The organism is Nocardia sp. NPDC005998, from assembly GCF_040614395.1.
Classification (GTDB): domain Bacteria; phylum Actinomycetota; class Actinomycetes; order Mycobacteriales; family Mycobacteriaceae; genus Nocardia.
Genome location: NZ_JBEXUI010000001.1, coordinates 436,734 through 462,910, shown reverse-complemented (window position 1 = coordinate 462,910; position 26,177 = coordinate 436,734). Strand labels below are relative to the sequence as shown.

The window sequence follows — 26,177 nt, the reverse complement described above, 5'->3', positions numbered from 1 at the left end:
CAAGATCGGGAGGGTACGACGATGAAGGCAATCGTGATCGCGAGTGTGGTGCTGGTTGTCATCGTGATCGCCGCGGTGGTCACCAGGAGGCTCCGGCAGCACACCGAGCGCACTCATCTGACCGTCGCCGATCTGCAGGCGCGTTTGGCCGAGGAAGCCGAATGCTTGCTTCGGGACAGTCCGGTGGCCGAATCCGACACCGAGCGCGCCACACCGCATTTCCCCCGGCCGCAGCGCATAGGAACTGGTCGGTAGCTAGGCTGGACGGCACTGCTGTCGTTCACATCGCTCAGCATTCGGTTCGGTGCGGATCCGCAAGGGAAAGGATCGCGGCCGTGCGCACAATGCTCGAACAGATGGTGCAATTGGCCGATCGAGGGCCGGTGGCGCTGGCCCGCATCGTGGATGCAACCGGGCCCGGGCCACGCGAGTTGGGCGCGGCCATGGTGGTCACCGCGGACGGCGAGGTGCTCGGGTCACTATCGGGCGGTTGCGTCGAGGCCGCGGTCGTCGAGTCGGCGCAGGACGTGCTTGCCAATGGGCATGCGATATCGGATCGATTCGGATATGCCGAGGCCGACGGATTCGCCGTCGGCTTGACCTGCGGGGGTGAGATCGAGGTCTTCGTCGAACGCGTGGATGACGCACGGCTATCGGTGCTCTCGGCATTGCGTGCGGCCATCGCGGCGAACGAGCCGGTTGCGCTGACCAGCACATTGGACGCGGCCCCAGACTGGAAACTCTTGCGGCTCGGCGATTCCGAGCCGTGGCGTGACGTCGACCGCGACGCGCGAGCACTGCTCGCCGCCGGACGCAGCGGCGTGGTCGGCTCGGATGAATGCGAGACGGTCCAAGCGCCACGCCCTCGCGTGTTCGTCCAGACCTTTGCCGCTCCGGCCCGCATGATCCTGGCGGGCGCCAATGACTTCGTCCGCGCCCTCGCCCGCACCGGCCGTCAGCTCGGCTACCGGATCACCGTCGTCGATGCCCGCGAAACCTTCACCACCCCAGCCCGATTCCCTTCGGCACATGAGGTGGTCGTCGATTGGCCGGACCGGTATCTGAACGCCGAGTACGTCGCCGGACGCATCGATGAGCGCACGGTGGTCTGCGTGCTCACCCACGATGCCAAATTCGATGTGCCGATGCTGGTGGCGGCGTTGGGAATCGAGGAAATCGGTTTCATCGGCGCGCTCGGCTCCCGGCGCACACATGACGAACGCGTCGAACGCCTCCACACGGCCGGTATCACCGACGATCAATTGGCTCGCGTGAAAAGCCCACTCGGCCTGGACCTCAACGCCCACACCCCCGATGAGACCGCCATCTCCATCGCCGCCCAGATCCTCGCCGAACGCGGTGGTGGCTCGGCCCGGCCGCTCACGCTGACGGACGGACCGATCCACCACTGAGGACCTGGCTGCGGGCCAATTCGGCATTGAGAACACGACCGGGAGCGAAGGCGCCGACCGTGCGGCGGACTCGGATCAGGCCGAGTTCGGGGTCGACGGCGACCTCGGCGAACACGACGAACCCCGGACGCTTCGCGCGTCCGGGGTTCGTAGCAAACCGTACTGCGTGGGATCAGGCTGCGGCCCAGGCCGGGCGCAGCGTATTCATCGGCGGCCGGTCGACCAGCGATACCTCCGTGCTGTGCGCGGTGAAGGCATCGCCGATCAGCGGGAACTGGGTCAGCGCCGCACCGGAATCCTGCACCCCGCTGCGACCGAGCACGGTGCCGAGGATCTGACGGCTCATCACCCCGAGATCGGCGAGCGGGCGGTTGCGGTGGGTGCGTACGCCCAGATTCACCTGACCGATCGCGGACAGGCCGAGGCGGTCGTAGGTGTCGAGGAGTAGACCGATCTCCACGCCATAGCCGGGGGCGAACGGCACCGAGGTCAGCAGTTCGCGGGTGCCCGCGTACTCGCCGCCGAGCGGCTGCAGCACCTGCGAGAGTTCCGGACGCAATGCGGCCAGCAGCGGACGGGCGACGAGTTCGGTAACGCGACCGCCACCGTGCGCATCCACCGCACCCGCCTGCCGCAGCGGCCTGCGGTAGTAGGCCTTGGCCAGATGCATATCGTCGACCAGCAGCAGCGGGCCGAGCAGTTTCGGCACGAAGGCCGGATCCGGATCGATGAGATCGGAGTCGACGAAGGCGATGAGATCGCCGCTGGTCACCGCCAGCGACCGCCACAGCACCTCGCCCTTGCCCGGCATCGGGTCGAGTTCGGGAACGGCCTGTTCGCGAGTGATCACCTCGGCGCCCGCGGCCAGCGCGCGTTCGGCGGTGGCGTCCGTCGAACCCGAATCGAGCACGATCAGCTCATCGACCAGGGTGCCGAGCAGGGGCCGAATGCTGGCGACCACATCGGCGACGGTGTTCTCTTCGTTCAATGCGGGCAGCACCACCGAAATGGTGCGTCCACGCTTGGCGGCGACGAGTTCGTCGACCGTCCAATCGGGGGCGTCCCAGGTATTGGTCGTCGCCCAGACGGGGCTCTGTGGGTGATGGAAATTCATACCAGACCTCGCAGGGTTCGTGCGGGGGGCCGGATGCCCTGTATCGCGGCGATCATGTCCACGACGCGCCGAGTCTGGGCAACCTCGTGGACTCGGAAGACTCGGGCGCCGGCGGCGGCCGACCATGCTGTTGCCGCCAATGTGCCCTCCAACCGTTCGGATAGACCGACACCTAAAGTCTCCCCGATAAAATCCTTGTTGCTCAGCGCCATCAAGACTGGCCATCCGGTATTTACAAGAACGTCCATTCCCCGCAACAACTCGAGCCCGTGATAAGTATTTTTGCCGAAATCATGGGTCGGATCGATCAGAATCGAATCCCGCCGAACCCCGGCCGCGACCGCATCTTCTGCGGCGCGCACCACGGTTTGCGCTACTTCTGCCATCACATCGGGGTAGCGCACCCGATGCGGTCGGGTGCGCGGAACCGCCCCGCCGGTGTGGCTGCATACGATGCCGACGCCGCGATCGGCGGCCACCCGGACCAGATCCGGATCGGCGCCCGCCCAGGTGTCGTTGATCAGATCCGCGCCCGCGGTCACCGCGGCGTCGGCCACCTCGGCACGCCAGGTGTCGATGCTGATCAGTAGCTCGGGATATTTCTCCCGGATCGCCGTGACGAAGGGGACCACCCGGCGGGTCTCTTCGGCGGCATCGACCAGGGTGCCGGGGCCGGCCTTCACTCCGCCGATATCGACCAGGTCGGCGCCCTCGTCGACCGCCCGCGCGACCGCGTCCATGGCGGCCGCGTCGGTGAAGGTGGCGCCCCGGTCGTAGAAGGAATCGGGAGTGCGGTTGACGATGGCCATCACCAGCGCCCGATCCGTCGCCACCGGCTTGCCGCACAGAGTGGGAAGCGGCGCTGCGGTGGGGCTGAACATGGCTCCGACTGTACCTAGTCAGGTAACCCGGCCCCCGGGAACGGGTTGTGGACGATCGATTCTTGGGACAGGCAACAACTGACCACGCCCACGCTCGGGTAGCTGGCCAGGTGCGACCACCTACTGTCTAGCTTTTGGGCACACGCGCCGCGGCGACGTCCGCGGCGTATTCGTCATAAGCGGGAACGTAGCCTTCGGCGCGGCCAGCGAGGACATACAGCCTGCTGTCCGGATCGCTGGCATAGCCCTGTTTGCGGAGTTCGACCTTGCGGCTCTTGAAGGTCGAGGTCTGTTCGAGTTCGGCGACGACCCGGATGAACAGCGGCACCGCATAGCCGGGCAACCGCGAATAGGCCAGTTCGGCGAGCGCGTGGCCGTCGAATTCGGCGCCCGGATGCAGGGTCACCGCCGCCATGCCCGCCTTACCGTCGGTGCCCGGAATATCCACGCCGAAGACGACCGCGTGCGAGATCGCATCGGATTCGGTCAGTGCGCCCTCGACCTCGGTGGTGGCCACATTCTCGCCCTTCCAGCGGAAGGTATCGCCGAGCCGATCGACGAAGGCAATGTGATGCCAGCCCTGATCACGGACCAGATCCCCGGTGTCGAACCAGATATCGCCGTCCTCGAAGCCATCGCGCACCAGCTTCGCCTCGGAGGCGGCCCGATCGGTATAGCCGTCGGCGGGCGAACGGTCGGTCACCTTGGCCAGTAGCAGGCCGACGCCGCCGCCCGGTACCCGGTGCAGCCGTCCGTCGCTATCGCGTTTGGCCTTTCCGGTCGCGTCGTCGTATTCGACGATGGCGTAGGGCAACGGCCCGAAGCCCGCGGTGCGATCCACCCCGAAGGCGTTGACGAAGGCGATATTCACCTCGCTCGCGCCGTAGAACTCGACGATGCGGCCGATGTTGAAACGGGTCTTGAACTCGTCCCACAGCTCCGGGCGCAGACCATTGCCGACGGCGAGTCGGACCCGATGCTGCCGGTCGGTCGGCTTGACCGGCTGATTGAGCAGGTAGCGGCACAGTTCGCCGATATAGATGAATGCGGTCGCCTGCTCGCGAATGACCTCGTCCCAGAACCGGGAGGCGGAGAACTGCCTGCCGAGTGCGTAGGTGCCGCCCGCGCCGAGGACCGCTCCCAGCGCGACAGTGAGCGCGTTGTTGTGGTAGAGCGGCAGGCAGCAGTACAGCGTGTCGTTGCCGCGCAGGCGAATTCCGAGTCCGCCGAGTCCGGCCATACTCTTGGTCCAGCGCAGATGCGTCATCACACTGGCCTTGGGCAGTCCGGTGGTGCCGGAGGTGAAGATCAGGAAGGCGCGTTCCTTCGCGGTGATCCGCGCACAGACCGGCGGGTCGGTTGGATCGGCATCCTCGGCCGCTTTGTGCAGATCCTGCGAAAAGAGCACCTTGGCAAGGGGTTCGGCGAGCGAGTCCAATGCCTCGCGGCATTCCTCACCGACGACGTTCAGCACGCTGTCGAGCAGTCCGAAGCTGTGGGCGAGCACCTGATCGCGCTGGTGATGGTTCAGCAGGCCGACCGTGGCACCGAGTTTCACGGTGGCCAGCACCACGAACAGGGTTTCGGGGCGGTTGGTCATCAGCACGCCGACCACGTCACCGCGGCGCACCCCCCGGTCGGCGAGCACCTGCGCATAACGGTTGACCTGCGCGTTGGCTGCGTCATAGCGGAAGGTTCGCCCCTCGAACTTCAGGAACGTCCGGTCCGGATACCGATGCGCATTGCGTTGGAAGTACAGACCGACCGAGGATTCGCTATCCGGCCGCACCAGCATGCCGAGTGCGCCGCGCAGCATGGACGGCGCGTCGAATGCCATGCGCGGCAACTGTTTTGCGATATCGAACAGGCTGACCGTGGCGTAGGCGTCGGTGCTCACTGCGTCACATCTCCTCATCGAGCATTGTGGCGTGCTCCTGCGCCGGTTCTGGTGGCACATCGGGTCGCAGTGCCGCGAAGGCCGCGGGCAGATCCTCGACCACGGTGATCCGGGCCCTGGCCGACTCGGATACGAACTTGCGAGCGTAGAGCTCGTCCAGCCAGTCGAACAGGCCCCGAAAGAAACCGTTCGGATCGAGCACGACGACCGGCTTATCGTGCTGCCCCAGATAGCCGCCGGTCCAGGTTTCGAAGAACTCCTCGAGTGTGCCGATGCCGCCGGGCAGGGTGAGGAAGGCGTCCGCGCGATCCTCCATGACCTGTTTGCGCTGTCGCATGGTGTCGGTGACGATCAGTTCGTCGGCATCTACATCGGCCACTTCCTTGTGCACCAGATGTTTCGGAATCACCCCGATGGTGTGCGCACCGCCGGCGCGGGCACCCGTCGCGACCGCGCCCATCATCGAGACGTGACCACCGCCAGAGACCAATTGCCAACCGCGCCTGGCGATTTCGGTGCCGACCCGGGCGGCGAGGCCGAGCAGTTCGGGTTCGCCGGTACTGGCCGAGCAGTAGACGCACACCGCGTACCCGCGCTCGCTCACCACTGGTCCTCTGTGCCAATGGCTTCGGCGCCATTATTCGACTCGGCGGCCGACAGGATGATCTGCACGACCTCCTCGACACTGTCGGTTACATGCAGCAAATTGAGATCACCCGGTGAGATCTTGCCGGAGCCGCCGAGCGAATCACGCAGCCAGTCGACGAGTCCGGCCCAGTACTTGCTGCCGAACAGGATGATCGGGAAGCGGGTGATCTTGCGGGTCTGCACCAGGGTCAATGCCTCGAACAGCTCGTCCAGGGTGCCGAAGCCGCCCGGCAGACAGATGAATGCCTGCGAGTACTTCACGAACATGGTTTTACGGGCGAAGAAGTAGCGGAAGTTGATGCCGAGATCGACCCACTCGTTGAGGCTCTGCTCGAAGGGCAGCTCGATACCGAGTCCGATCGAATAGCCGCCCGCCTCCGAAGCGCCGCGGTTCGTGGCCTCCATAACGCCGGGACCGCCGCCGGTGATCACTGCGAATCCGGCCTGTGCCAGCGCGGCGCCGATGGCCATGGCGGCCTGATACTCCGGATGACCCGCCGGAGTGCGGGCCGAACCGAACACCGTGACCGCGCGCGGCACTTCGGCGAGCGCTCCGAAGCCCTCGACGAATTCGGCCTGAATGCGCAGCACCCGCCACGGATCGGTATGCACCCAATCACTGGGGCCGTGCTTGTCCAGGAGGTTCTGGTCGGCGGTGCCGCCCGGCTTGCGATCGCGGCGGAACATGATCGGTCCGCGGAATCTGGGGGTCGACTTCGGCGTGCTTGCGATCTCGTTGTCGGCGGCTTCGGTGGACATGGCGCACAGGCTACCGGGCGCTCCCCCGCCGCTCCGAACGTTTAGGCGCCAGACTCAGTCGCGACAACCGTAATGTTGGCGGGCGGCGGTAGGGCTGTGGGGCACAGTTAGCCCGTCCCCGATGAGTTACCCATGTACTTACTAGATCAGTGGGACGGTTCGGTCAGGTAGGTGCGCAGGGTCGCCGCGACCGCGGTGATCTGGGCGACCGGGACATGTTCGTCGCGCTTGTGGGCGAGATTGGGGTCACCCGGCCCGAAGTTCACCGCCGGGATGCCGCGGGCGGCGAAGCGCGCGACATCGGTCCAGCCGTACTTGGCACGCACACTGTCGGCGCCGACCACGGCGATGAGGTCCTTGGCGGCGGGCGCGGAAAGGCCCGGCAGCGCCCCTGCGGCGGAGTCGGTGAGCTCGAAGTCGAGCTCGAGTCCGTCGAATACCGCGCGGACATGTTCGGCCGCCTGCTCGACCGTGCGGTCCGGGGCGAACCGGAAGTTCACGACCACCTCGGCCTCGTCCGGAATCACATTGCCCGCCACCCCACCTCCGATGTGGACCGCGGACAGACCCTCGCGATAGACACAGCCGTCGATATCGACCTCGCGGGCCTTGTAGTCGGCGAGCCGCTGCAGCACCGGGGCCAGCCGGTGAATCGCATTGTCGCCCTTCCAGGATCGCGCCGAATGGGCCCGCACCCCCTTGGTCGTGAGGCGGATGCGGAGGGTGCCTTGGCAACCCGCCTCGATGACGCCGCCGGAGGGCTCACCAAGGATTGCCAGATCACCGACCAGCCAGTCCGGCAGCTCGCGCTCGATGTGATTGAGGCCGTTGTACTTGGCGGCGATCTCCTCGCAGTCGTAGAACATCAGCGTCAGATCGTGTGCGGGTTCGGCCACGGTCGCGGCCAGATGCAGGAATACCGCGTCACCGGATTTCATATCGACGGTGCCGCAGCCATAGAGCTGGCGCTCGCCCGCCTCGTCGACGAACCGGCTCGGGACATTGTCGGCAATCGGCACGGTATCCAGGTGACCGGCGAGGATGACCCGGGTCGGCCGCCCCAGATCGGTGCGGGCCAATACGACATTGCCGTGCCGCAGCACCTCGAACCCCGTCGTCTGCTCACGCAGCGCCCGCTCGACGATGTCGGCGATCGCCGCTTCGTCCTGCGAGACGCTCGGGATATCGACCAGGGCAGCGGTGAGGGCAATGGGGTCGGCGCGCAAGTCGATGGTCACGGCTGTCAGCCTACGGGCGCGAGGTCGGGTTCCGGCTGTGCCCGGGTCGACGTGGCTCACCATCGTCTTGGTTGGGTGGGTAACCTCTGTTGACGTGAGCATTCAGGGAGCAGCAGCAGTCGGTATCGCCAATGTGACCGCGGACGGGACCGTATTGGATACCTGGTATCCGAATCCGGAGTTGGGCGCGTTCGGTGATACGGGGACGAAGCGGCTGGATGAGGCGCCCGCCGAGTACGCCGCACTGCTCGGATTCGACGAGGCGCGCGGGGTGGATGTGATCGCGGTGCAGACCACGATCGCCGATCTGTCCGCGGCGCCGGTCGACGCGCACGATGTGTACCTGCGGCTGCATCTGCTCTCGCATCGACTGGTCAAGCCGCACGAGGTGAGCTTGGACGGACAGTTCGGGCTGCTCAGCAATGTGGTGTGGACCAACCACGGTCCGGCCGCGGTGGAGGGCTTCGAGGCGACCCGCGCCAAGCTGCGCGCGCGGGGGCCGGTCACGGTGTACAGCATCGATAAGTTCCCGCGGATGGTCGACTATGTCGTGCCGTCGGGCGTGCGCATCGGCGACGCCGACCGGGTTCGCCTCGGCGCGCATCTCGCCTCGGGCACCACCGTCATGCACGAGGGCTTCGTGAACTTCAACGCGGGCACTCTCGGTGCCTCGATGGTCGAGGGTCGTATCTCCGCGGGCGTCGTGGTCGGCGACGGCTCCGATATCGGCGGCGGCGCCTCCACCATGGGCACATTGTCCGGCGGCGGCACCACCATTATTTCGATCGGCGAGCGTTCCCTGCTCGGTGCCAACTCCGGCCTCGGCATCCCGCTCGGCGACGACTGCGTGCTGGAAGCGGGTCTGTACCTGACCGCGGGCACCAAGGTCACCACCCCTGACGGCACGGTGGTCAAGGCCGCCACCCTCAGCGGCCAGAACAACCTGCTCTTCCGCCGCAACTCCACCACCGGCGCCGTCGAGGTCGTCCCTCGCAAGGGCACCGGCATCGAACTCAACGCCGACCTGCACGCCAACGACTAGGCTCGGCTCGTCCGCCTCTCCGAATCTTTAGGCGCCAGACTCAGGCGCCACAACAGTGACGTTGCGGACGGTGGCGGGGTGGGCGGCAAGTTAGCCCGTCCCCCACAAGTTACCCATGTGCAAACGAAATCAGTTGTCGCGTTCCGGCCCACCAACGTCTCTTGAAGGTGAGGCCCAATGTTTCTCCGAGACAAACCGCTAGGCGTGAGTGACGTCGGCTGCTAAGCCGAAGGCGATGATTCGGGTGGGGTGGATGCGGATCATTTCGCGGGAGACACCCTGGATGTAGGGGTCTACATCGGTCAATTGTTCTGCGGTGCCGCGGATTTCGAGGCAGCGCACGCGCCAGGGTTGGACCGAGGCGATATCGTCGACGACGAAGGCGACCCGGCTATTGGTGGCAATATTGCGGAACTTCCAGGAGCTGCCCATATTCCAGCCCGCGATATCGATGGTGCCGAGTTCCGCGTTATAGCGGAAGCCGACGGGGCTGTTCTGCGGTGAACCGTCGGGGCGCACGGTCGCCAATCGGCCGAGGCGCTGCGTGTGCAGATAGTCGATCTGTTCGGACGTCAGTGGTTCGCTCATGCCGCGACCGTAGGACCTGAACTCATATTGAGGTCAAGGGTCCGGCCGCTGCCGCTCAGCCGAGCAGCTTCTTCTGCACCTTCCCCATGGCATTGCGCGGCAGTGCGTCCACCACGCGCACCTCGCGCGGGCGCTTGTGCACCGAAAGCTGCTCGGCCACCTGCTCGATGAGGTCCTTCTCGATGGAATCGGCTGCGGCACCGCGCAATACGACATAGGCGACGATGCGCTGTCCCAGATCGGCATCGGGCAGCCCGACCACCGCCACCTCGGCGACCTGTGGATGCCCGAGCAGCACGGTCTCGACCTCCCCCGCACCGATGCGGTATCCACCGGATTTGATGAGGTCGACCGATTCCCGGCCGACGATGCGATGGAAGCCCTCGGCATCGATGGCCGCGACATCACCGGTCTTGAACCAGCCATCGTCGGTCCAGCATTCGGCGGTCGCCTCGGGCCGGTTGTAGTAGCCGTCGAAGAGCATCGGACCGCGGACCTGCAGACCACCGATGCTCGCGCCGTCGTGCGGGACGTCCGCGCCGGCTTCATCCCGGAGCCGGGTCTCGACGCCGGCGACCGGAGTACCGACCCAGCCCGGGCGGCGTTCCCCATCGGCGCGGGTGGACAGCGTGATCATCGTTTCGCTCATGCCATAGCGCTCGATCGGCGCGTGTCCAGTGAGCTCTCGCAGCCGCTCGAAGACCGGAACCGGCAGCGGCGCACTGCCCGAGACGAGCAGTCGCGCATCGGCCAATCGCCTTGCCGCATCGGGGTCTTCGACGACGCGCGACCATACGGTCGGCACACCGAAGTAGAGCGTGCCGCGAGCTTGCGCATAAGCCTGCGGCGTCGGCTTACCGGTGTGGATCAGCGGGCTGCCCACCCGCAGCGGTCCGAGCAGGCCGAGGATCAGTCCGTGCACGTGGAATAGCGGAAGCCCGTGCACCAGTAGGTCATTCGGCGTCCATGCCCATGCGTCGGCGAGCGCGTCCAACCCGGCCGCGACGGCACCGCGGTTGAGTACGACGCCCTTGGGCAGGCCGGTGGTCCCCGAGGTGTAGAGCACGAATGCCGGTGTGGCCGGGTCGGGTTCGGGATAGGTATGCCAGGAGCGGGCGTGCACACGCACCGGAACCACCGGCAGTTCCGTCCCCTCCGGCGCCGCCCCGAGCCAGGCCTGCGCACCCGAATCGGTGAGGATATGCGCCAGTTCGGCGGTCCCCGAATCCGGCGGCACCGGCACCACCGTCACGCCCGCGATGAGGCAGCCGACGACGGCGAGCACCGTGGTCACGGTCGGCCGGGCCAGCACCGCCACTCGATCCGCGCGGGCGATGCGCTCGGCGACCGACGTCGCGGCGCCGAGCAGATCGCTGCGCGACAGGGTGACCCCGTCGATGGTGACGGCATCCGGAATATCCGCCCCCGCAGCGACGGCGAGCGGGTTGAGCGAACGAAGCAGCAACTGCGGACCGAACGACATTCGCTCACGCTACTTCGACGCGACACCACCGCACTACGCTCCCCCTTGACACTCTCGCGACGGTTGACACACCCATGAGGCAGTGAGAAGGTTGACCAATATCCTTCTCAACGATGAGAACGGGGTCGGCCATGACCAGTCCGCATCGAAAGCCACCGCCGGACGCCCGGGACAGCTTCGATATCGCGCAATACATCGACGGTGTCGCCGCCTTCTTCGGTGGCACGGCGAATGTCATCATGCAGCTCAGCACGCTGCCGGTCGGCTATGGCGTACTGGAGAGCAACGTCGACAGCGGCAAGGTCATGTTGCATCCGGTCAAGCGGCTGCGCACCACCCTCACCTACCTCTCGGTCGCCATGCTCGGCACCGAAGATGAACGCGCCGCCTACCGCGATGCCGTCAACACCTCGCACCGCACCGTCAAATCCACCACGGCGAGTCCGGTGCAGTACAACGCCTTCGATCCGCAGCTGCAGCTGTGGGTCGCGGCCTGTCTGTACTGGGGCGCCCGCGATATCTACGAGCGCATGCACGGCCCGATGCGCGACACCGATGCCGAGGCCTTCTACTACTACAGCGCCCGACTGGGCACCACCCTGCAGATGCATCCGGGGCTGTGGCCGAGCGACCGCGCCGCGTTCGACGAGTACTGGTCCGAGCATCTCGCGAAAACCACGATCGATCCGCCGATCCGCGACTACTTCACCGACCTCATCGACCTGAAGATGCTCCCGCTGCCCGCCCGCCTACCCTTCGCCCGATTCCACCGATTCGTGGTCACCGGCCTGCTGCCCGAACATCTGCGCGACCAGATGGGGATGACCTGGACCCCGCGCGACGATCGGATCCTCGCCGCGATCCTGCGCACCCTGGGCGCGGCGACCGCGCGAATGCCCAAGCAGGCCAGGATGTTTCCGATCAATGCCTACCTGTGGGACATGCGTGCGCGCAGACGGTTCGGGCTGCGCCTGGTGTGACCACGGGGACGGCAGTCGGCGGAGCCGACGGGGTGAGTGAGCTACAGCCGGAACGAAACGACCACATGGTCGCGGGCGAACTTCCGGATCGCCGCGTCATCGTCGAGCGGGAGCACCGTCTGCGGCGTCAGCGCCAATGACAGCGCCGTCCGGGCGATCATTTCGGCGAGCGGCTCCGGATCGTAATCGGGCAATTTGCCCTCATCCTGCAGTCGGGCAATGAATTCGGCCAGGTAGTCGCGCCCGAGCTCGAGGATCGGCGCACCCTTGACCGTGAGATACGGCAGCACGATCTCCGGCTCGGTCTTCAGCAACCGCTCGAGCAGCTTATTGCCGCGCAATCCGTTGAGAAACGCAACGAACAGTTCCACGATCTGCGCCTCGGCGCTGGCGTCGCGATCGACCTGGCGCTGCTGGGCCGCGTCCACCTCCTCGACGAACTGCCGCGCCTGCCGCATCCCGACCGCCTGGATGAGATCGGATTTGCTGGCGAAGCGCCGATAGAGCGTGGCCAGCGAAAGACCGCACCGCCGTGCGACCTCGACCATGCTGGTTCGCTTGATGCCGAAATCCAGGAACGCCAGCAGGGCGGCGTCCAGTACCCGCGATTGATTGTGGTCCTCCGGGCCGGTGCTGCGGACCAGGGCCAGCAGTCTGGTCAGACTCGCCATAATTTCCCACCCTATTCCTATCCCCTGACACAATGACACTGCCAGCATCGCATGCCATCAGCCGCCGCTGCTCCCGAACACCGGGAAAGCGTGATTGACAGCACGTCGAAGCGATGAGAAGGTTTATGCCGAACCTTCTCATCGCTGCCCATCGCCAGGGCGGCCACAGAAAGGCGAGGTCAACGATGACCGAACCCCTCCGCGCCGATAACCTGCCGAATTCCGGCCCCGCCGCCGTCGAATCCATCACCACGGAAACCGTTGTCGAATATATCGACGGACTCGCGGCATTCCTGGGCGGCACCGCCAATGTGATCATGCAGCTGAGCCTGCGGCCCGTCGGGCGCGGCGTACTGGAGAGCACGGTCGACAGCGGCAAGGTCACACTGCACCCGATCAAACGGCTGCGCACCACACTCAGCTATCTCGCGGTCGCGCTGATGGGCTCGGAACAGGAGCGCGCGCACTACCGGGACGCGGTCAACGAGTCGCATCGGCCGGTCCGCTCGACCTCGACGAGCCCGGTGGAATACAACGCCTTCGATCCCACGCTGCAACTCTGGGTGGCCGCCTGTCTGTACTGGGGCATCGACGATCTCTACACCCGCATGCACGGTCCGATGGATCCCGATGTGGCCGAAGCCTTTTACCAGTACTGCGCCCGGCTCGGCACCACACTGCAGATGCGTCCTGACATGTGGCCCGCCAATCGTGCCGAGTTCCAACGGTATTGGGATGAGAACCTGACCGAGCGCGGTATCGAGCCCGCCCTGCGCGACTACTTCAACGATCTCATCGACCTGAAGATGCTGCCCCGCCCGATTCGGTTCACCTTCGCCCGCCTCCAGCGGTTCTTCGTAACCGGCCTGCTGCCAACGCATTTGCGCAACGAGATGCGGATGACCTGGACCGAGCGGGATCAGCGCCGATTCGATCGGCTGCTGCGGACGATCTCCGCGGTGCACACCCGACTGCCGCGGCAGCTGCGAATGTTCCCGATCAACGCCTACCTGTTCGACGTTCGCAGGCGCATCCGATTGGGTAAACCGCTCGTGTAGCGGGATCGTTTGACAGGCTATCGAGTCGATGAGAAGGTAGGCACCTAATCTTCTCATTGATATCTATTGCCGTTGATCGACCCGGAAAGCCGAGGCCAACGATGACCTTGCCCCTGCGCGCCGAGCCACCAGATCCCGTCGCAACCTGCCGCTATGGCACCGTCGACGACTTCGCCATGGACCGGTTCTGGAGCGGTGTCGCGGCCTTCCTCGGCGGGACGGCCAATGTCATCATGCAGCTGAGCCTGCGGCCCGTCGGCTACGGCGTCATGGAGAGCACGGTCGAATCCGGCCGAATCGATGTGCACCCGTGGAAGCGGATGCGCACCACGCTGACCTATCTCGCCGTAGCGTTGATGGGCACCGAACACGACCGCGCGATCTACCGCGAGGCCGTCAATGGCTCACATCGGGCGGTGCGTTCCGAGCCCGGCGCTGCGGTCGAGTACAACGCCTTCGACCCGAAGCTGCAATTGTGGGTCGCCGCCTGTTTGTATTGGGGTGTAGTCGATCTGGAGGAGCGACTACACGGACCGATGGATGAGGACACCGCGGAGGTGTTCTACCAGTACGCGGCTCGGCTCGGCACCACCCTGCAGATGCGGCCGGAGATGTGGCCCGCCGACCGAAAGGCGTTCCAGGAGTACTGGAATACCAATCTGGCGACCAAGTCCATCGATGCGCGCACCCGCGCATACCTCGACGACCTCATCGATCTGAAGATGGTGGCCCGGCCACTGCGGATATTCGCACCGTTGCAGCGACTCTTCGTGACCGGCCTGTTGCCGCCGCACCTGCGCAACCAGATGCACATGCGCTGGAGCGCCCGCCAGGAACGCTTCGCAAACCGGCTGCTGCGGGTCATCGGCGCCGTGCACCGCCGACTTCCGAAGCCGGCCAGGCTCTTTCCGATGAACCTCTACCTCTGGGATATGCGCAGGCGGCATCGGCTCGGCAAACCGCTGGTCTAGGACTTGCTGAGTAGCGCGCGCAGAAAGAACGTGAGATCGGCCGGGCGTTCGGACAGGTAGCCGCACCACCGGCTGCCATGGGGCACATAGACCCGCATGGTGTTGCGCGAAGCCAGCCGCAACTGCTCGATATGTGGGCGTTCCCGTGAGCGCCTGCCCGAGGCGTGGCTAATCGGCCGCGAGGATGACCGTCCGCAACGGATTTATTCCGACTCCATGTGCGGATACCGGTGATCCCCCGGCGGCACGAAGGTTTCCTTGATCGTGCGTGGCGCGACCCAGCGCAGCAGATTCAGCGGTGAGCCCGCCTTATCGTCGGTGCCCGAGGCGCGCGCACCGCCGAAGGGCTGCTGACCGACCACCGCACCGGTCGGCTTATCGTTGATGTAGAAGTTGCCCGCGGCGAATCGCAGTGCGGCCGAGGCCTGTTCGATGGCCTTGCGATCCTGGGCGAAGATCGCGCCGGTCAGTGCGTACGGCGCGGCCGATTCCACCTCGGCCAACACCGCGGCATAGGAGCCGGGTTCGGCATCGTCGTAGACGTGCACCGCCAGGATCGGGCCGAAGTATTCGGTGGCGAAGGCGTCGTCGTGTGGATCGTCCACCAGCAGTACGGTCGGCCGCACGAACCAGCCCTCGCTGTCGTCGTATTCGCCGCCCACCGCAATGGCGATACCCGCCGATCTGGCCCGTTCGATGGCGGCCACATTCTTATCGTAGGCGCGCCGATCGATCAGCGCCCCACCGAAATTCGTCAGATCGGCGACGTCACCGTAGCTGAGTTCCCTGGTCAATTGGAGGAAGTCGTCGCCGATGGTGCGCCACATCGAGCGCGCGATATAGGCGCGCGAGGCCGCCGAGCACTTCTGACCCTGATATTCGTAGGCGCCGCGAATGAGCGCGGTGCGCAAGGCATCCGGATCCGCGGACGGGTGCGCCACAATGAAGTCCTTGCCGCCGGTCTCACCGACCAACCGAGGATAGGTATGGTAACGGCCGATATTCGTGCCGACCTGCGACCACAGGAACTGAAATGTCCTGGTGGATCCGGTGAAATGAATGCCCGCAAGGCGCGGATCGACGAGTGCGACCTCCGATAGTTCGATACCGTCGCCGGTCACCATATTGATGACACCGGGCGGCAGTCCGGCCGCCTCGAGCAGCCGCATCGTATAAAACGCCGAAAGTGTCTGGGTGGGAGAGGGTTTCCACACCACGGTATTGCCCATCAGTGCGGGCGCGGTGGGCAGATTCCCGGCGATCGCGGTGAAGTTGAACGGCGTGATCGCGTAGACGAACCCCTCCAACGGGCGATAGTCCATCTGGTTCCACACCCCGGCGCTCGACTGCGGCTGCTGCTGCAGGATCTGGCGCGCGAACGCCACATTGAAGCGCCAGAAGTCGACCAGTTCGCACGGTGCGTCGATCTCGGCCTGCTGGACCGTCTTGGATTGGCCGAGCATGGTCGCGGCGGCGACCGTTTCCCGCCACGGCCCGGATAGTAGATCGGCCGCCCGCAGGAAGATGGCCGCCCGCTCGTCGAAGGCCATGTTCCGCCAGCCGGGTGCCGCCGCCATCGCGGCGTCGATGGCGCCGTGGGCTTCGGAGTGAGTGGCATCGGTATAGGTGCCGAGCACCTGCCGATGTCGATGCGGGGCGACGATATTGTGCCGAGCCCCGATGCCTGGCCGGTGCTTACCACCGATGACCAGCGGAATATCGATGGATTCGGCGGCGATCTCGGTGAGCTCGGCGCTTAGCAGTGCCCGCTCGCGACTGCCCGGCGCGTAGGAATGCACCGGCTCGTTACCAGGGATAGGGACTACCGTGACAGAGTCCATACACCAGGCTATCGCCGTTCCCCGGTCGTCGGGCGCGATCGCTGACCGTGTCGGCGAGACTCAGCTCAGCCGCTGTGCCGCGGCCCGAATGCGCTCATCGGTGGCCGTGAGTGCGATGCGCACGTGCTCGCTCGCGCCCGGTCCGTAGAAGTCGCCGGGGGCGGCGAGAATGCCGCGCTCGGCCAGCCACTCCAGGGTGGTGCGGCACGGCTCGCCCCGAGTGGACCACAGGTACAGGCCCGCTTCGGAGTGATCGATGCGAAAACCGGCTTGCTGCAAGGCCGTTCGCAGCACCTCGCGACGCGTTCGGTAGCGCTCACGCTGCTGCGCCTCATGGTTGTCGTCATCGAGTGCGGCGGCCATGGCCGCCTGGATCGGGAACGGCACCATCATGCCGGAGTGCTTGCGCACCTCGAGCATTTCGGCGACGAGTTCCGGGTCGCCGACCACGAAACCGGCCCGGTAGCTGGCCAGATTGGAGGTCTTCGACAGCGAGTGCACCGCTAGCAGGCCGGTGTGGTCGCCGTCGCACACCTCGGGATCGAGGATCGAGACGGCACGTCCCTCCCAGGTAAGGCCGAGATAGCACTCGTCGGAGGCGACGACCGTGCCGCGCTCGCGGGCGAACTGCACCACCTTGCGCAGATGCTCGACACCGAGCACCCGCCCCGTCGGGTTCGACGGTGAGTTCACATAGATGAGGGCAGGCGAGCGCGGACCCAACTGGGTCAGCCCGTCGGCCCGCACCACCTGTGCACCGGCCAGCAGCGCACCCACCTCGTAGGTCGGGTAGGCGACCTCGGGGATGACGACCAGATCGTCCGCGCCGAGGCCGAGCAGCCGCGGCAGCCCGGCGATCAGTTCCTTGGTGCCGATCACCGGCAAGACCGCGGCCGGGTCCAGACCCGTGATCCCGTACCGCCGCTTCAGCGCATCGACCGCCGCGGCGCGCAATTCCAGGGTGCCGTGTGTGGTCGGATAGCCGGGTACCTCGGCGACCGAACTCAATGCGGCACGGATCAGCGGATCCACCGGATCGACCGGAGTGCCGACCGACAGGTCGACGATGCCGTCCGGATGCGCGGCGGCCTTGGCCTTCACCGCCGCGATGGTGTCCCAGGGAAAGTCGGGGAGCAGTGCACTAACCCGGCGACGCGGTGACACCTCAGAGCTCATTCACTCGCCATCGGCGGCAGCTCTTTGATGAACGGCGGGTCGTAATCCACCTTGCCGACCTTCGTCGCGCCGCCGGGCGAACCCAGCTCGTCGAAGAAGTCGACATTGGCGTTCACGTATCCGCTCCACTGGTCCGGGGTGTCGTCTTCATAGAAGATCGCCTCCACCGGGCACACCGGCTCACATGCACCACAGTCCACGCACTCGTCCGGATGGATGTACAGCATGCGACCGCCCTCGTAGATGCAGTCCACGGGGCATTCTTCGATGCATGCCTTGTCCTTCACGTCAACGCACGGTTCAGCGATGATGTACGGCACTGCCGCTCTCCTAGTCTGTCCTCACGGGGATACTCCGCCCGGCGTCACACTATCCCGGCAGCTCAGGCTACTCCTGGTCAGCCTGCCCTAACTAACTTTGTTCCGCACGCCACTCGGTGGATACGAAACACCCCTTGCATCCGCGTCTTTGCGAATCGACACTGCGCGACGACCGCGAGTCCGGTACGGCCCGGTGCCGCTAGCCCACCGACAGTGGCAGCGCCGCGGAGATCTTCCGTTGCGGCACCCCGTAGGTGGTGGTGCGCTCGCGCACCGGACGGCCGATGCCATCGGCGATCTCGGTGAGTTCGGCGACGGTCTTGGCGGACCCGTGTTGGGACCCGGCCATGCGGGAGATGGTCTCCTCCATCAACGTACCGCCCAGATCGTTGGCGCCGCCGTTGAGCATGGTCCGAGTACCCGCGGTGCCGAGCTTCACCCAGCTGGTCTGGATGTTGTCGATGCGGCCGTGCAGCATGATCCGCGCCAGGGCGTGCGCCGCCCGGTTGTCCCGGATGGTCGGCCCCGGTCGCGCCGCACCCGCCAGATACAGCGGCGAACTCTGATGCACGAACGGCAGCAACACGAATTCGGTGAAACCGCCTGTCTCGTCCTGGATTCCGCGCAGTACTCGCAGATGTCCGACCCAGTGCTTCGGGTTGTCGACGTGGCCGTACATCATCGTGGAACTGGAGCGCAGGCCGACCTGATGCGCGGTGGTGATCACCTCGATCCAGGCGGAGGTCGGCAGTTTGCCCTTGGTGAGCACCCAGCGGACCTCGTCGTCGAGGATCTCCGCGGCCGTGCCCGGAATCGTGTCGAGCCCGGCTTCCTTCAGCGCGACCAGCCAATCGCGGATGCTCTGACCGCCGCGCGAGGCGCCGTTCACGATCTCCATCGGGCTGAACGCGTGCACATGCATCGACGGCACCCGCTGCTTGATCGCGCGCACCAGATCGGCATAGCCGGTGACCGGCAGATCCGGGTCGATACCGCCCTGCATGCAGATTTCGGACGCACCGTCGACATGCGCCTCCCAGGCGCGGTCGGCGACCTCGTCCATGCTCAGGGTGAACGCGTCGGCATCGCCCTTGCGTTGGGCGAATGCGCAGAAGCGGCAACCGGTGTAGCAGATATTGGTGAAGTTGATATTCCGGTTCACCACGTAGGTGACATCGTCGCCGTTGACATCGCGGCGCAGTTGGTCGGCCAGTGCGGCGACGGCTTCCAGTGCTGGCCCCTCCGCGGTTGCCAGCGCGAGGTATTCGGCGTCGGTGAGACCAGCCGGATCGCTTTCGGCGGCACGCAGCGCGGCGAGCACATCGGAATCGAGCCGCTCCGGTGCTGCCACCGCGAGATCGCGGGCCTGTTCGCGGATGGTGTCCCAATCGCCGAAGGCCCCTACCACATCCTGGCCGAGCGCGGAATCACTGCGGCTCTCGGTATTTCGGCCCTCGGTATCGATCGAGGTGTTCAGATCGACGCGGCCCGCCGACTCCCATGACTCGTCCGGTTCCTGCCAGGGCAGGCCCACCGGAGTCGCATCCGGATTCGCCAGACCGGTCTTCGGATCGGTGAGCGCCGCGACATGCGCGCCGATGCGCGGATCGACCCACGGATTGCCCGCGCGCACATATTTCGGATGCGCAGAGGTGCGTTCGACGAGCTGATAGCCCGCGGCCTCGGTGATCTCGCGCAGCGTATCCAGATTCGGCCAGGGCCGTTCCGGATTCACGTGGTCGGGGGTGACCGGCGAGACGCCGCCCCAGTCATCGATGCCCGCGTCGATCAGCGCGCGGCATTCCTCGTGCGACACCAGATTCGGCGGCGCCTGCACCGGCACATCGGGTCCGAGCAGCAGTCGGGTGACCGCGATGGTGGCGCGGAACTCCGCCATACCCGCGTCCGGAACATCGCGCATGGCGGTGTCGTCCTTGGCGCGGAAGTTCTGGATGATCACTTCCTGGATATGTCCGAATGCCTTGTGCTGCTTGCGGATCGCCATGATCGACTCGGCCCGCTCGGTCAGCGTCTCACCGATGCCGACCAGAATGCCGGTGGTGTAGGGCACCGACAGCCGACCCGCGTCGGTGATGGCGCGCAGCCGCACCGCCGGATCCTTATCCGGACTTCCGTAGTGGCAGTTGCCCTTCTCGGTGAACAGCCGGGTTGCGGTCGTCTCGAGCATCATGCCCATCGACTGCGCGACCGGCTTGAGCCGGGAGATCTCCGCCCAGCTCATGACGCCCGGATTCAGATGCGGCAGCAGGCCGGTCTCCTCGAGCACCATGATCGAGACGGCGCGCAGGTAGTCCAGGGTGGAGTCGTAGCCGCGCTCGTCGAGCCACTGCGCGGCCTCCGGCCAGCGGTCCTCGGGCCGGTCACCGAGGGTGAACAACGCCTCCTTGCAGCCGAGCGCCGCACCGCGGCGCGCGATATCGAGCACCTCGTCGGGCTCCAGGAACATGCCCTTGCCCTCGGCACGCAATTTGCCCGGCACGGTGACGAAGGTGCAGTAGTGACATTTGTCCCGACACAGCCTGGTCAGCGGGATGAAGACATTGCGCGAATAACTGATCGTCCTCGGCCGCCCCGCCGATTCCAGTCCGGCGTCGCGCACCCGGGCGGCGCTGCGACACAGGTCGACGAGGTCGTCACCGCGCGCGTGCAGCAGTACGGCTGCCTCGTCCACGTTCAGTGTCACGCCATCGCGGGCCCGCCGCAGCGCACGGCGCATTGCCGATGGCGTTGGCGGTGCGGGCGGGACGCTCGGGGTCGCTAGCTCGGTCACGCCCTCGATCATGCGCTACACATCCTGGGCTGTCTCCCTCCAGTGCTCGTGACCGTTGCCAACTCCGGGGTCGCGCGCACTATTCCGACTTCGCGAGCCAATGTATTCCCGCCCAGGCCGAGGCGGTTTTGCGGTGGTTCATGATCGCGTCGGCGGCGGCTGGTCCGCTCGGCACAAGGGTGGGAAAGCCTGCTTGCGCGTGCAACCATGGCAGGCATGTCGCAGTCGCGCACGATCATGGCCGATCCGGCCTGGCGTCCGAGCACCAAGGCCAAGCTCTTGTGGTCTGTTCAGGCCGCGATGGGGTGGGTGGTTCCCTTCGTGGCGTTGATCGTCTGGGCGCTCGTCGACAGCGGACATCGGGGTGCGCAGTTGGTCGTCTTCGCGGTGGCGGTGCTGCTCGCGGCGCTGAGCATCGGTGTGGTGCCGCTGTGGCGGTACGCGGTGCATCGGTGGGAGGTGACCGATGAGGCGGTGTACACCCGGGTCGGCTGGTTGGCGGTGGAGAGCCGGGTGGCGCCGATCTCCAGGGTGCAGACCGTTGATACCGAGCGCGGGCCACTGGAGCGGCTGCTCGGGCTGGCGACGGTGACCGTGACGACGGCATCATCGGCCGGAGCGGTGCGGATCTCGGCACTGGATCTGCCGGTCGCCGAGCAGACCGTCACGCGGCTGACCGCGATTGCCGCACAGCACCGCGGGGATGCGACATGAGTGTGCCGGAAAACGATTTCGGGCCGCAGGCGGATCAGCCGTGGTTGCGGCTGGATAAGCGAATGTTGTTGGTACACCCCATTACCGAAGTGGTGAAGTTCATCCCGGTGCTGATCGGATCGGTCATCCTCGGCACCAACACCGGCAACCACCTGTGGGGCCTCATCGCCCTGGCACTGATCGTCGGCTTCGCGCTGACGCGCTGGTTCACCACCACCTACCGGGTCGGGCCGACGCATGTGGAGTTGCGCACCGGGTTGATCCAGCGCAAGAAGCTGTCGGTGCCGCGGTCGCGGATCCGGTCGGTGGATATCGAAGCCGATCTGCTGCATCGGGTGCTCGGACTCGCCGTACTGGCGATAGGTACCGGACAGCACGCGGATTCGAGCGAGAAGTTCAAGTTGGACGCGTTGGACGCGGATGTGGTGCCACCGTTGCGTGCGGCTTTGCTCGCGCATACCTCGGCCGGGGTGCCGCCCGCTGCGCAACAGACGGCGGATCCGCTGCGAAAAGGTCTGCCGGAGTACGCATCCGGGAACGTCCGCGAGATCGGTCATTGGCAGGCGAGCTGGGTGCGTTACGCGCCGCTGTCGCTGACCGGTTTCGCGATCATCGCACCCATTGTCGGTATCGCGTTCCAATATGGGTTCGGCCAGGTGCTGTTCAGTTCGGATGCGGTGCACAGCATCGAGGACGGCAGTGCCGCACTCATCGCCGTCGCCGTCGCGCTGCTGATCGTCGCCATCGTGGTGATCGTCAGCCTGGCGGCCTGCGCGCGATATCTGGCAACGTATTTCGGGCTGCGGGTGCTCGATAACGATCGCACCCTGCACCTGCGCCACGGCCTGTTCACGACTCGGCAGATCACCCTGGATCTGGCCCGCTTCCGCGGCGCGACGGTCAACGAACCGCTGCTGCTGCGCTTGGCCGGTGCCGCCGAACTCGAAGCCATCATGACCGGTCAGAGCCCGCGCCAGAAGATCCTTCCGCAGGCACCCCGCGCCGCCATCGAACGCACCCTTGCGGAATTGCTCGTGCCCCGAGGCGCGAGTTCGCCCGATATCGCGGCACCGCGAACTGCCCTGGCAGACATTGCCGCGCCGGATCGCGAAATCATTGGCGTACCGGACCTTTCGACCACCGAATTCCCGGCCGCCAGTATTGCGAAAGGCCGAGCGCTACAACGAGAATCGGTGACCGGCCAGGGGGCGACGGTGAGCACCGCACCGCTGATCGCGCACGGCCCGGTCGCGCGCCGCCGCCGCTACACCCGCGCGCTGAGCCCAATTCTGATCGTCGCGGCCGCAATGCTGATCTTTTCCCTTGCCGGAGCGGACTTTTCACCGTGGTGGTGGCTGCTGCCCGCGGTCACGGCCCCGATCGCCGCTGCGTTGGCCGCGGACCGCTACCGCGGACTCGGCCACGCCGTCCTGCCCGCAACCGAGCACAGCCCGGCCTGGCTGATCACCCGCTCCGGCTCCCTCGACCGTGATCGCGACTGCCTGGAGGCTCCCGGCATTATCGGCTGGACCGTCCGCCAATCCTTCTGGCAACGCCGCTCCGGCATCGCCACCGTGGTGGCCGCCACCGCGGCGGGTAAGAAGCGCTATCACGTCGTCGATATTCCGCTCGAACAGGCCTGGGAACTCATCGATTCCGCGACGCCCGGACGCCTCGGCACTCGCTGAATCAGCTTGCTGCCGAACGCGATACGGTCGGATCGGCGAGGAAGGCGCGCAGTGCGGCGGCGACCTGGTCGGGGGTTTCCACATTGGGTGAATGGCCAGCGGTGTCGATCAGCTCGATGCGTGCACCGGCGGCGGCGTACCGGTCGACGGTATTGCGCCAACCATAGAGGCTGTCGTGTCGACCGTGAATCACCAAGGCGGGCAGGCCGAGAGCGCGGATCTGCGCATCCAGCGGCCGTGCCGCCAGCTCCTGCGGACGTTCCACCAGGACGGCTCGGTTGGCGCGCCAGGACATGGCGCGGTGATCCGAACGCAGCTGGGACCAGCCCGGTGCGGCGGCATCCGGATCGAATCCTGGTGCGAATCCGGCACCGAGCGCCCGCCGCAGAATCCGGTTGTTGTCCAGCAGCGCATGCGCGCATCGCCCGACCGGCGCCCAGCCGAGCAGCCGCAGCACCGGACGCAGAATTCGCAGAATCCGCAGTTCTTCGCAGTCCGGGGCCTGATCGACGACAACCACCTCAGCGACCCGACCGGACAGCTCCGCGAGCCCGAGCGCACTGTCGGCACCCCACGAATGCCCGATCACGGTGGCATCGGTGATATCGAGCCGCTCGAGCACCGCCGTGAGCATTTCGCTCTGCGAGCGCTGATCGAATCCGGGTTCGGCTGTGGTGCAACCGAATCCGAGCAGATCGACCCGGATCACCCGGTAGGTATCGGACAGTAGCGGGGTCAGTCCGTCCCACCAGTGCACCGAACCCTCGAATCCGTGCAGCAATACAATGGGTTTGCCATCGGCCGGACCGTCCTGTCGAACGTGTATCGCCCCAGCTGGCACCCGGACGAGTTCGCCGATCATGCGCCGTTCCATTACTGCTCCGTACCTCGGTGTCTGAGACTGTCCGCTTCGACAATAGAGTGCGACTGAGCCGATCCGTCCGTTCGGCCCGACTCACATGGTGTCGCTGACCAATTGCCAGCACCTCGCCGAGTTCAATAGTTGGCGTGGTCCAGACCCCGACATCGCCGACCAGGGAGTTGCCCATCGCCGATCGCCGGGTGCGGCGAATGCAGCGGGGCGACAGATATCGACTGACCGCGATCGGCGGTTTGGCGGCATTATCGCTGGATGCGCTGTCCAGCGTGGCGTATGGGCCCGAGGCGATCGTGCTGGTGCTCGTCGCGGCGGGTGCGGCCGCGGTGTCGTGGACCCTGCCGGTGTCGATGGCGATCGCGGCGCTGTTGCTGGTATTGGTGTTGTCGTATCGGCAGGTTATCGCCGCACATCCGGACGGCGGCGGGTCCTATGCGGTGGCGAAGCAGGAACTCGGCCGCGGCGCCAGCCTGCTCGCGGCGGCGGGTCTGGTGGTGGACTATGTGCTGACCGTGGCGGTGAGTCTCGCCGCCGGTGCGGCCAGTCTGGCCAGCGCGTTTCCGGTACTGGCCGATCATCTGCTGTTGCTCACGCTGACCGGACTCGCACTGCTGACCGTGATCAATCTGATCGGGGTGGCCGAATCGGCGAAAGTGCTGATGGGGCCGGCGCTGCTGTTCATTGTCGCGATACTCGCGGTGATCGCGGTCGGATTGTTCCGGCCGGAACCGGTCGCGATGATCGGCACCGATCTCGGCCCGATCGTGCCCACCGATACCGTCGGAATCCTATTGCTGCTCAAGGCATTCTCCGCGGGCTGCTCGGCGCTGACCGGTGTCGAGGCGATCGCCAATGCGGTGCCCTCGTTCCGAACTCCCGCAGTACAGCGCGCCCAGCACACCGAGGTCGCCCTGGGCGTATTGCTGTGCACGATGCTGCTCGGTCTGGCCTACCTGATTCGCCGTCATCACGCGGTACCACGCGGTGACGTAACCCTGCTCGCCCAACTGACGGCTGCGGCATTCGGCACTGGCTGGGCGTTCTACGTCACCAGTCTGGCCGTCACCCTGGCCCTGTGCCTGGCCGCTAATACCAGCTTCGGTGGGCTGCCGGTGCTGCTGTCACTGCTGGCCAAGGACCACCGCGTCGCGCACCTGTTCGCATTGCGCTCCGAACGCCCGGTATTCCGCTACGGCGTGACGGCCCTTGCCGTCCTGGCGGCCACCGTGCTCCTTGTGGTCCATGCCGAAACCCACCGGTTGCTACCGGTTTACGCGGTCGGCGTCTTCATCGGCTTCACCATCAGCCAGACCGGCCTGGTGCGACACTGGCGCAAAGAGCGTGGACCCGGCTGGCTCCCGCGCGCCGCGCTCAATGGCTTCGGCGCGGTGCTCACCGCGGTCGCCGCGGTGGTCCTGCTCATCGAGAAATTCACCGAGGGCGCCTGGCTGCTGCTGATCATCGTGCCCGCATTGGTCATCCTGTTCGCCCGCACCGAGAACTACTACCGCAGCGTCGCCGAACAACTCGGCCTCGGCCGAATCCCGTTCCTGCCACCGCAACCCCCGGACCAAGAACCGATGCTCATCGTTGTCCCGGTGGTCGCGGTCAGCGAGGTCGCCGCCCGCGCCCTGCACACCGCACGAGCCTTCGGCGGTGAAATCGTCGCTGTAGCAGCCGAAATCGACCCTGCCGCCACGCGTCGCCTGAGCACCCAGTGGAAGGAATGGGATCCTGGCGTCCCGCTGGTGGTGCTCCCCAGTCCCCGCCGCAGCCTCGTCGCCACCCTCGTCGGCTATGTCCGCAACCAAACCCGGAAGGGTCGCCAGGTCACCGTCCTCCTGGCCCAGGTCGAAGCCAATCGCTGGTGGCACCGCCCCCTGCACAACCCGCGCGGACCCGTCCTGGCCGCCGCCTTGCGCGCCCGCACCGATGCCGTCATCGCGTCGCTGGCGGTCCGGCTGGACTGAAAGCTGGCCGAAGGCGTGATCACCATCGCGACACCGACGGCCCGGCCGTGAAATTCGG

The 26,177-nt window shown here is 66.2% G+C and carries 24 protein-coding genes and 1 pseudogene; 9 read left to right on the top strand and 16 right to left on the bottom strand.

Going from position 1 to position 26,177, the window contains the following annotated elements; genetic code table 11:
• Positions 1-21 precede the first annotated feature (21 nt).
• On the top strand, positions 22-255 hold the full coding sequence (locus ABZ293_RS02165; RefSeq protein ID WP_355176861.1) for a hypothetical protein: 234 nt from the start codon (positions 22-24) through the stop codon (positions 253-255).
• Between the two features lie 89 nt (positions 256-344).
• Positions 345-1,412 carry an XdhC/CoxI family protein gene (locus ABZ293_RS02160; protein WP_355177131.1) on the top strand — a complete coding sequence of 356 codons (1,068 nt, stop codon included), beginning with the start codon at positions 345-347 and terminating at the stop codon, positions 1,410-1,412.
• On the opposite strand, the gene ABZ293_RS02155 is transcribed toward ABZ293_RS02160, so the two are convergent.
• The 7 genes from ABZ293_RS02155 to dapE all read right to left on the bottom strand — a co-directional run bounded on the left by ABZ293_RS02155 (position 1,381) and on the right by dapE (position 7,958).
• A complete protein-coding gene (locus tag ABZ293_RS02155) occupies positions 1,381-1,527 on the bottom strand; it encodes a molybdopterin cofactor-binding domain-containing protein (RefSeq protein WP_355176860.1) in 147 nt (48 codons plus the stop codon). The two genes, ABZ293_RS02160 and ABZ293_RS02155, sit on opposite strands and share 32 nt — an antisense overlap.
• 57 nt (positions 1,528-1,584) lie before the next feature.
• Positions 1,585-2,526 (bottom strand): glucosyl-3-phosphoglycerate synthase, encoded by a 942-nt coding sequence (locus ABZ293_RS02150; RefSeq protein ID WP_355176859.1) that lies wholly within the window; start codon positions 2,524-2,526, stop codon positions 1,585-1,587.
• Entirely contained in the window at positions 2,523-3,407 is an 885-nt protein-coding gene (folP, locus tag ABZ293_RS02145) for a dihydropteroate synthase (RefSeq protein WP_355176858.1), read from the bottom strand. The genes ABZ293_RS02150 and folP overlap by 4 nt, the downstream gene beginning before the upstream one ends.
• Positions 3,408-3,534: 127 nt before the next feature.
• Positions 3,535-5,322, bottom strand: coding sequence for a long-chain-acyl-CoA synthetase (locus ABZ293_RS02140; RefSeq protein ID WP_355176857.1), 1,788 nt, complete (start codon positions 5,320-5,322; stop codon positions 3,535-3,537).
• Positions 5,309-5,911: a TIGR00730 family Rossman fold protein gene (locus tag ABZ293_RS02135; protein ID WP_355176856.1), complete on the bottom strand. Its 603-nt coding sequence runs from the start codon at positions 5,909-5,911 to the stop codon at positions 5,309-5,311. Before ABZ293_RS02135 ends, ABZ293_RS02140 begins: the two co-directional genes overlap by 14 nt.
• Positions 5,905-6,711 (bottom strand): TIGR00730 family Rossman fold protein, encoded by an 807-nt coding sequence (locus ABZ293_RS02130; RefSeq protein WP_355176855.1) that lies wholly within the window; start codon positions 6,709-6,711, stop codon positions 5,905-5,907. The genes ABZ293_RS02135 and ABZ293_RS02130 overlap by 7 nt, the downstream gene beginning before the upstream one ends.
• Before the next feature lie 146 nt (positions 6,712-6,857).
• Entirely contained in the window at positions 6,858-7,958 is a 1,101-nt protein-coding gene (gene dapE / locus ABZ293_RS02125) for a succinyl-diaminopimelate desuccinylase (RefSeq protein WP_355177130.1), read from the bottom strand.
• Positions 7,959-8,043: 85 nt separating this feature from the next.
• Between dapE and dapD the strand changes: the two genes are divergently transcribed.
• Entirely contained in the window at positions 8,044-8,991 is a 948-nt protein-coding gene (gene dapD, locus ABZ293_RS02120) for a 2,3,4,5-tetrahydropyridine-2,6-dicarboxylate N-succinyltransferase (protein ID WP_355176854.1), read from the top strand.
• A 198-nt stretch (positions 8,992-9,189) separates the two neighbouring features.
• On the opposite strand, the gene ABZ293_RS02115 is transcribed toward dapD, so the two are convergent.
• Positions 9,190-9,579, bottom strand: coding sequence for a PPOX class F420-dependent oxidoreductase (locus tag ABZ293_RS02115; RefSeq protein WP_355176853.1), 390 nt, complete (start codon positions 9,577-9,579; stop codon positions 9,190-9,192).
• A gap of 55 nt (positions 9,580-9,634) precedes the next feature.
• A complete protein-coding gene (locus ABZ293_RS02110) occupies positions 9,635-11,062 on the bottom strand; it encodes an acyl-CoA synthetase (protein WP_355176852.1) in 1,428 nt (475 codons plus the stop codon).
• Between the two features lie 131 nt (positions 11,063-11,193).
• Between ABZ293_RS02110 and ABZ293_RS02105 the strand changes: the two genes are divergently transcribed.
• Positions 11,194-12,042: an oxygenase MpaB family protein gene (locus ABZ293_RS02105; protein ID WP_355177129.1), complete on the top strand. Its 849-nt coding sequence runs from the start codon at positions 11,194-11,196 to the stop codon at positions 12,040-12,042.
• A gap of 41 nt (positions 12,043-12,083) precedes the next feature.
• Here ABZ293_RS02105 and ABZ293_RS02100 read toward each other — a convergent pair whose 3' ends face one another.
• Entirely contained in the window at positions 12,084-12,713 is a 630-nt protein-coding gene (locus ABZ293_RS02100; RefSeq protein WP_355176851.1) for a TetR/AcrR family transcriptional regulator, read from the bottom strand.
• A 185-nt stretch (positions 12,714-12,898) separates the two neighbouring features.
• Between ABZ293_RS02100 and ABZ293_RS02095 the strand changes: the two genes are divergently transcribed.
• Positions 12,899-13,771 carry an oxygenase MpaB family protein gene (locus tag ABZ293_RS02095; RefSeq protein ID WP_355176850.1) on the top strand — a complete coding sequence of 291 codons (873 nt, stop codon included), beginning with the start codon at positions 12,899-12,901 and terminating at the stop codon, positions 13,769-13,771.
• 101 nt (positions 13,772-13,872) lie between these two features.
• Complete coding sequence (locus ABZ293_RS02090; protein ID WP_355176849.1) at positions 13,873-14,742, top strand: oxygenase MpaB family protein; 870 nt, start codon at positions 13,873-13,875, stop codon at positions 14,740-14,742.
• Here the strand turns inward: ABZ293_RS02090 and ABZ293_RS02085 are convergent.
• From ABZ293_RS02085 to ABZ293_RS02065, 5 genes and pseudogenes are all read right to left on the bottom strand, one after another.
• Positions 14,739-14,870 (bottom strand): annotated as a pseudogene (locus ABZ293_RS02085) (proline dehydrogenase); the annotation flags it as partial. The gene ABZ293_RS02090 and the pseudogene ABZ293_RS02085 sit on opposite strands and share 4 nt — an antisense overlap.
• Before the next feature lie 75 nt (positions 14,871-14,945).
• Positions 14,946-16,583: an L-glutamate gamma-semialdehyde dehydrogenase gene (gene pruA / locus ABZ293_RS02080; RefSeq protein WP_355176848.1), complete on the bottom strand. Its 1,638-nt coding sequence runs from the start codon at positions 16,581-16,583 to the stop codon at positions 14,946-14,948.
• Positions 16,584-16,643: 60 nt separating this feature from the next.
• Entirely contained in the window at positions 16,644-17,759 is a 1,116-nt protein-coding gene (dapC, locus tag ABZ293_RS02075) for a succinyldiaminopimelate transaminase (protein WP_355176847.1), read from the bottom strand.
• Positions 17,756-18,079, bottom strand: a complete 324-nt coding sequence (fdxA, locus tag ABZ293_RS02070; protein ID WP_014987978.1) for a ferredoxin — start codon at positions 18,077-18,079, stop codon at positions 17,756-17,758. The genes dapC and fdxA overlap by 4 nt, the downstream gene beginning before the upstream one ends.
• Positions 18,080-18,278: 199 nt before the next feature.
• On the bottom strand, positions 18,279-20,882 hold the full coding sequence (locus tag ABZ293_RS02065; protein ID WP_355176846.1) for a bifunctional FO biosynthesis protein CofGH: 2,604 nt from the start codon (positions 20,880-20,882) through the stop codon (positions 18,279-18,281).
• A 204-nt stretch (positions 20,883-21,086) separates the two neighbouring features.
• Here ABZ293_RS02065 and ABZ293_RS02060 point away from each other — a divergent pair, with 204 nt between their 5' ends.
• Positions 21,087-21,584 carry a PH domain-containing protein gene (locus ABZ293_RS02060; RefSeq protein WP_354959240.1) on the top strand — a complete coding sequence of 166 codons (498 nt, stop codon included), beginning with the start codon at positions 21,087-21,089 and terminating at the stop codon, positions 21,582-21,584.
• The gene (locus ABZ293_RS02055; protein ID WP_355176845.1) at positions 21,581-23,272 is read left to right on the top strand and encodes a PH domain-containing protein; all 1,692 of its coding nucleotides are present in this window, start codon (positions 21,581-21,583) and stop codon (positions 23,270-23,272) included. The genes ABZ293_RS02060 and ABZ293_RS02055 overlap by 4 nt, the downstream gene beginning before the upstream one ends.
• A gap of 1 nt (position 23,273) precedes the next feature.
• Here the strand turns inward: ABZ293_RS02055 and ABZ293_RS02050 are convergent, their stop codons facing one another.
• Entirely contained in the window at positions 23,274-24,146 is an 873-nt protein-coding gene (locus ABZ293_RS02050) for an alpha/beta hydrolase (protein ID WP_355176844.1), read from the bottom strand.
• Between the two features lie 197 nt (positions 24,147-24,343).
• Between ABZ293_RS02050 and ABZ293_RS02045 the strand changes: the two genes are divergently transcribed.
• Complete coding sequence (locus tag ABZ293_RS02045; RefSeq protein ID WP_355177128.1) at positions 24,344-26,119, top strand: APC family permease; 1,776 nt, start codon at positions 24,344-24,346, stop codon at positions 26,117-26,119.
• Positions 26,120-26,177: the final 58 nt, after the last annotated feature.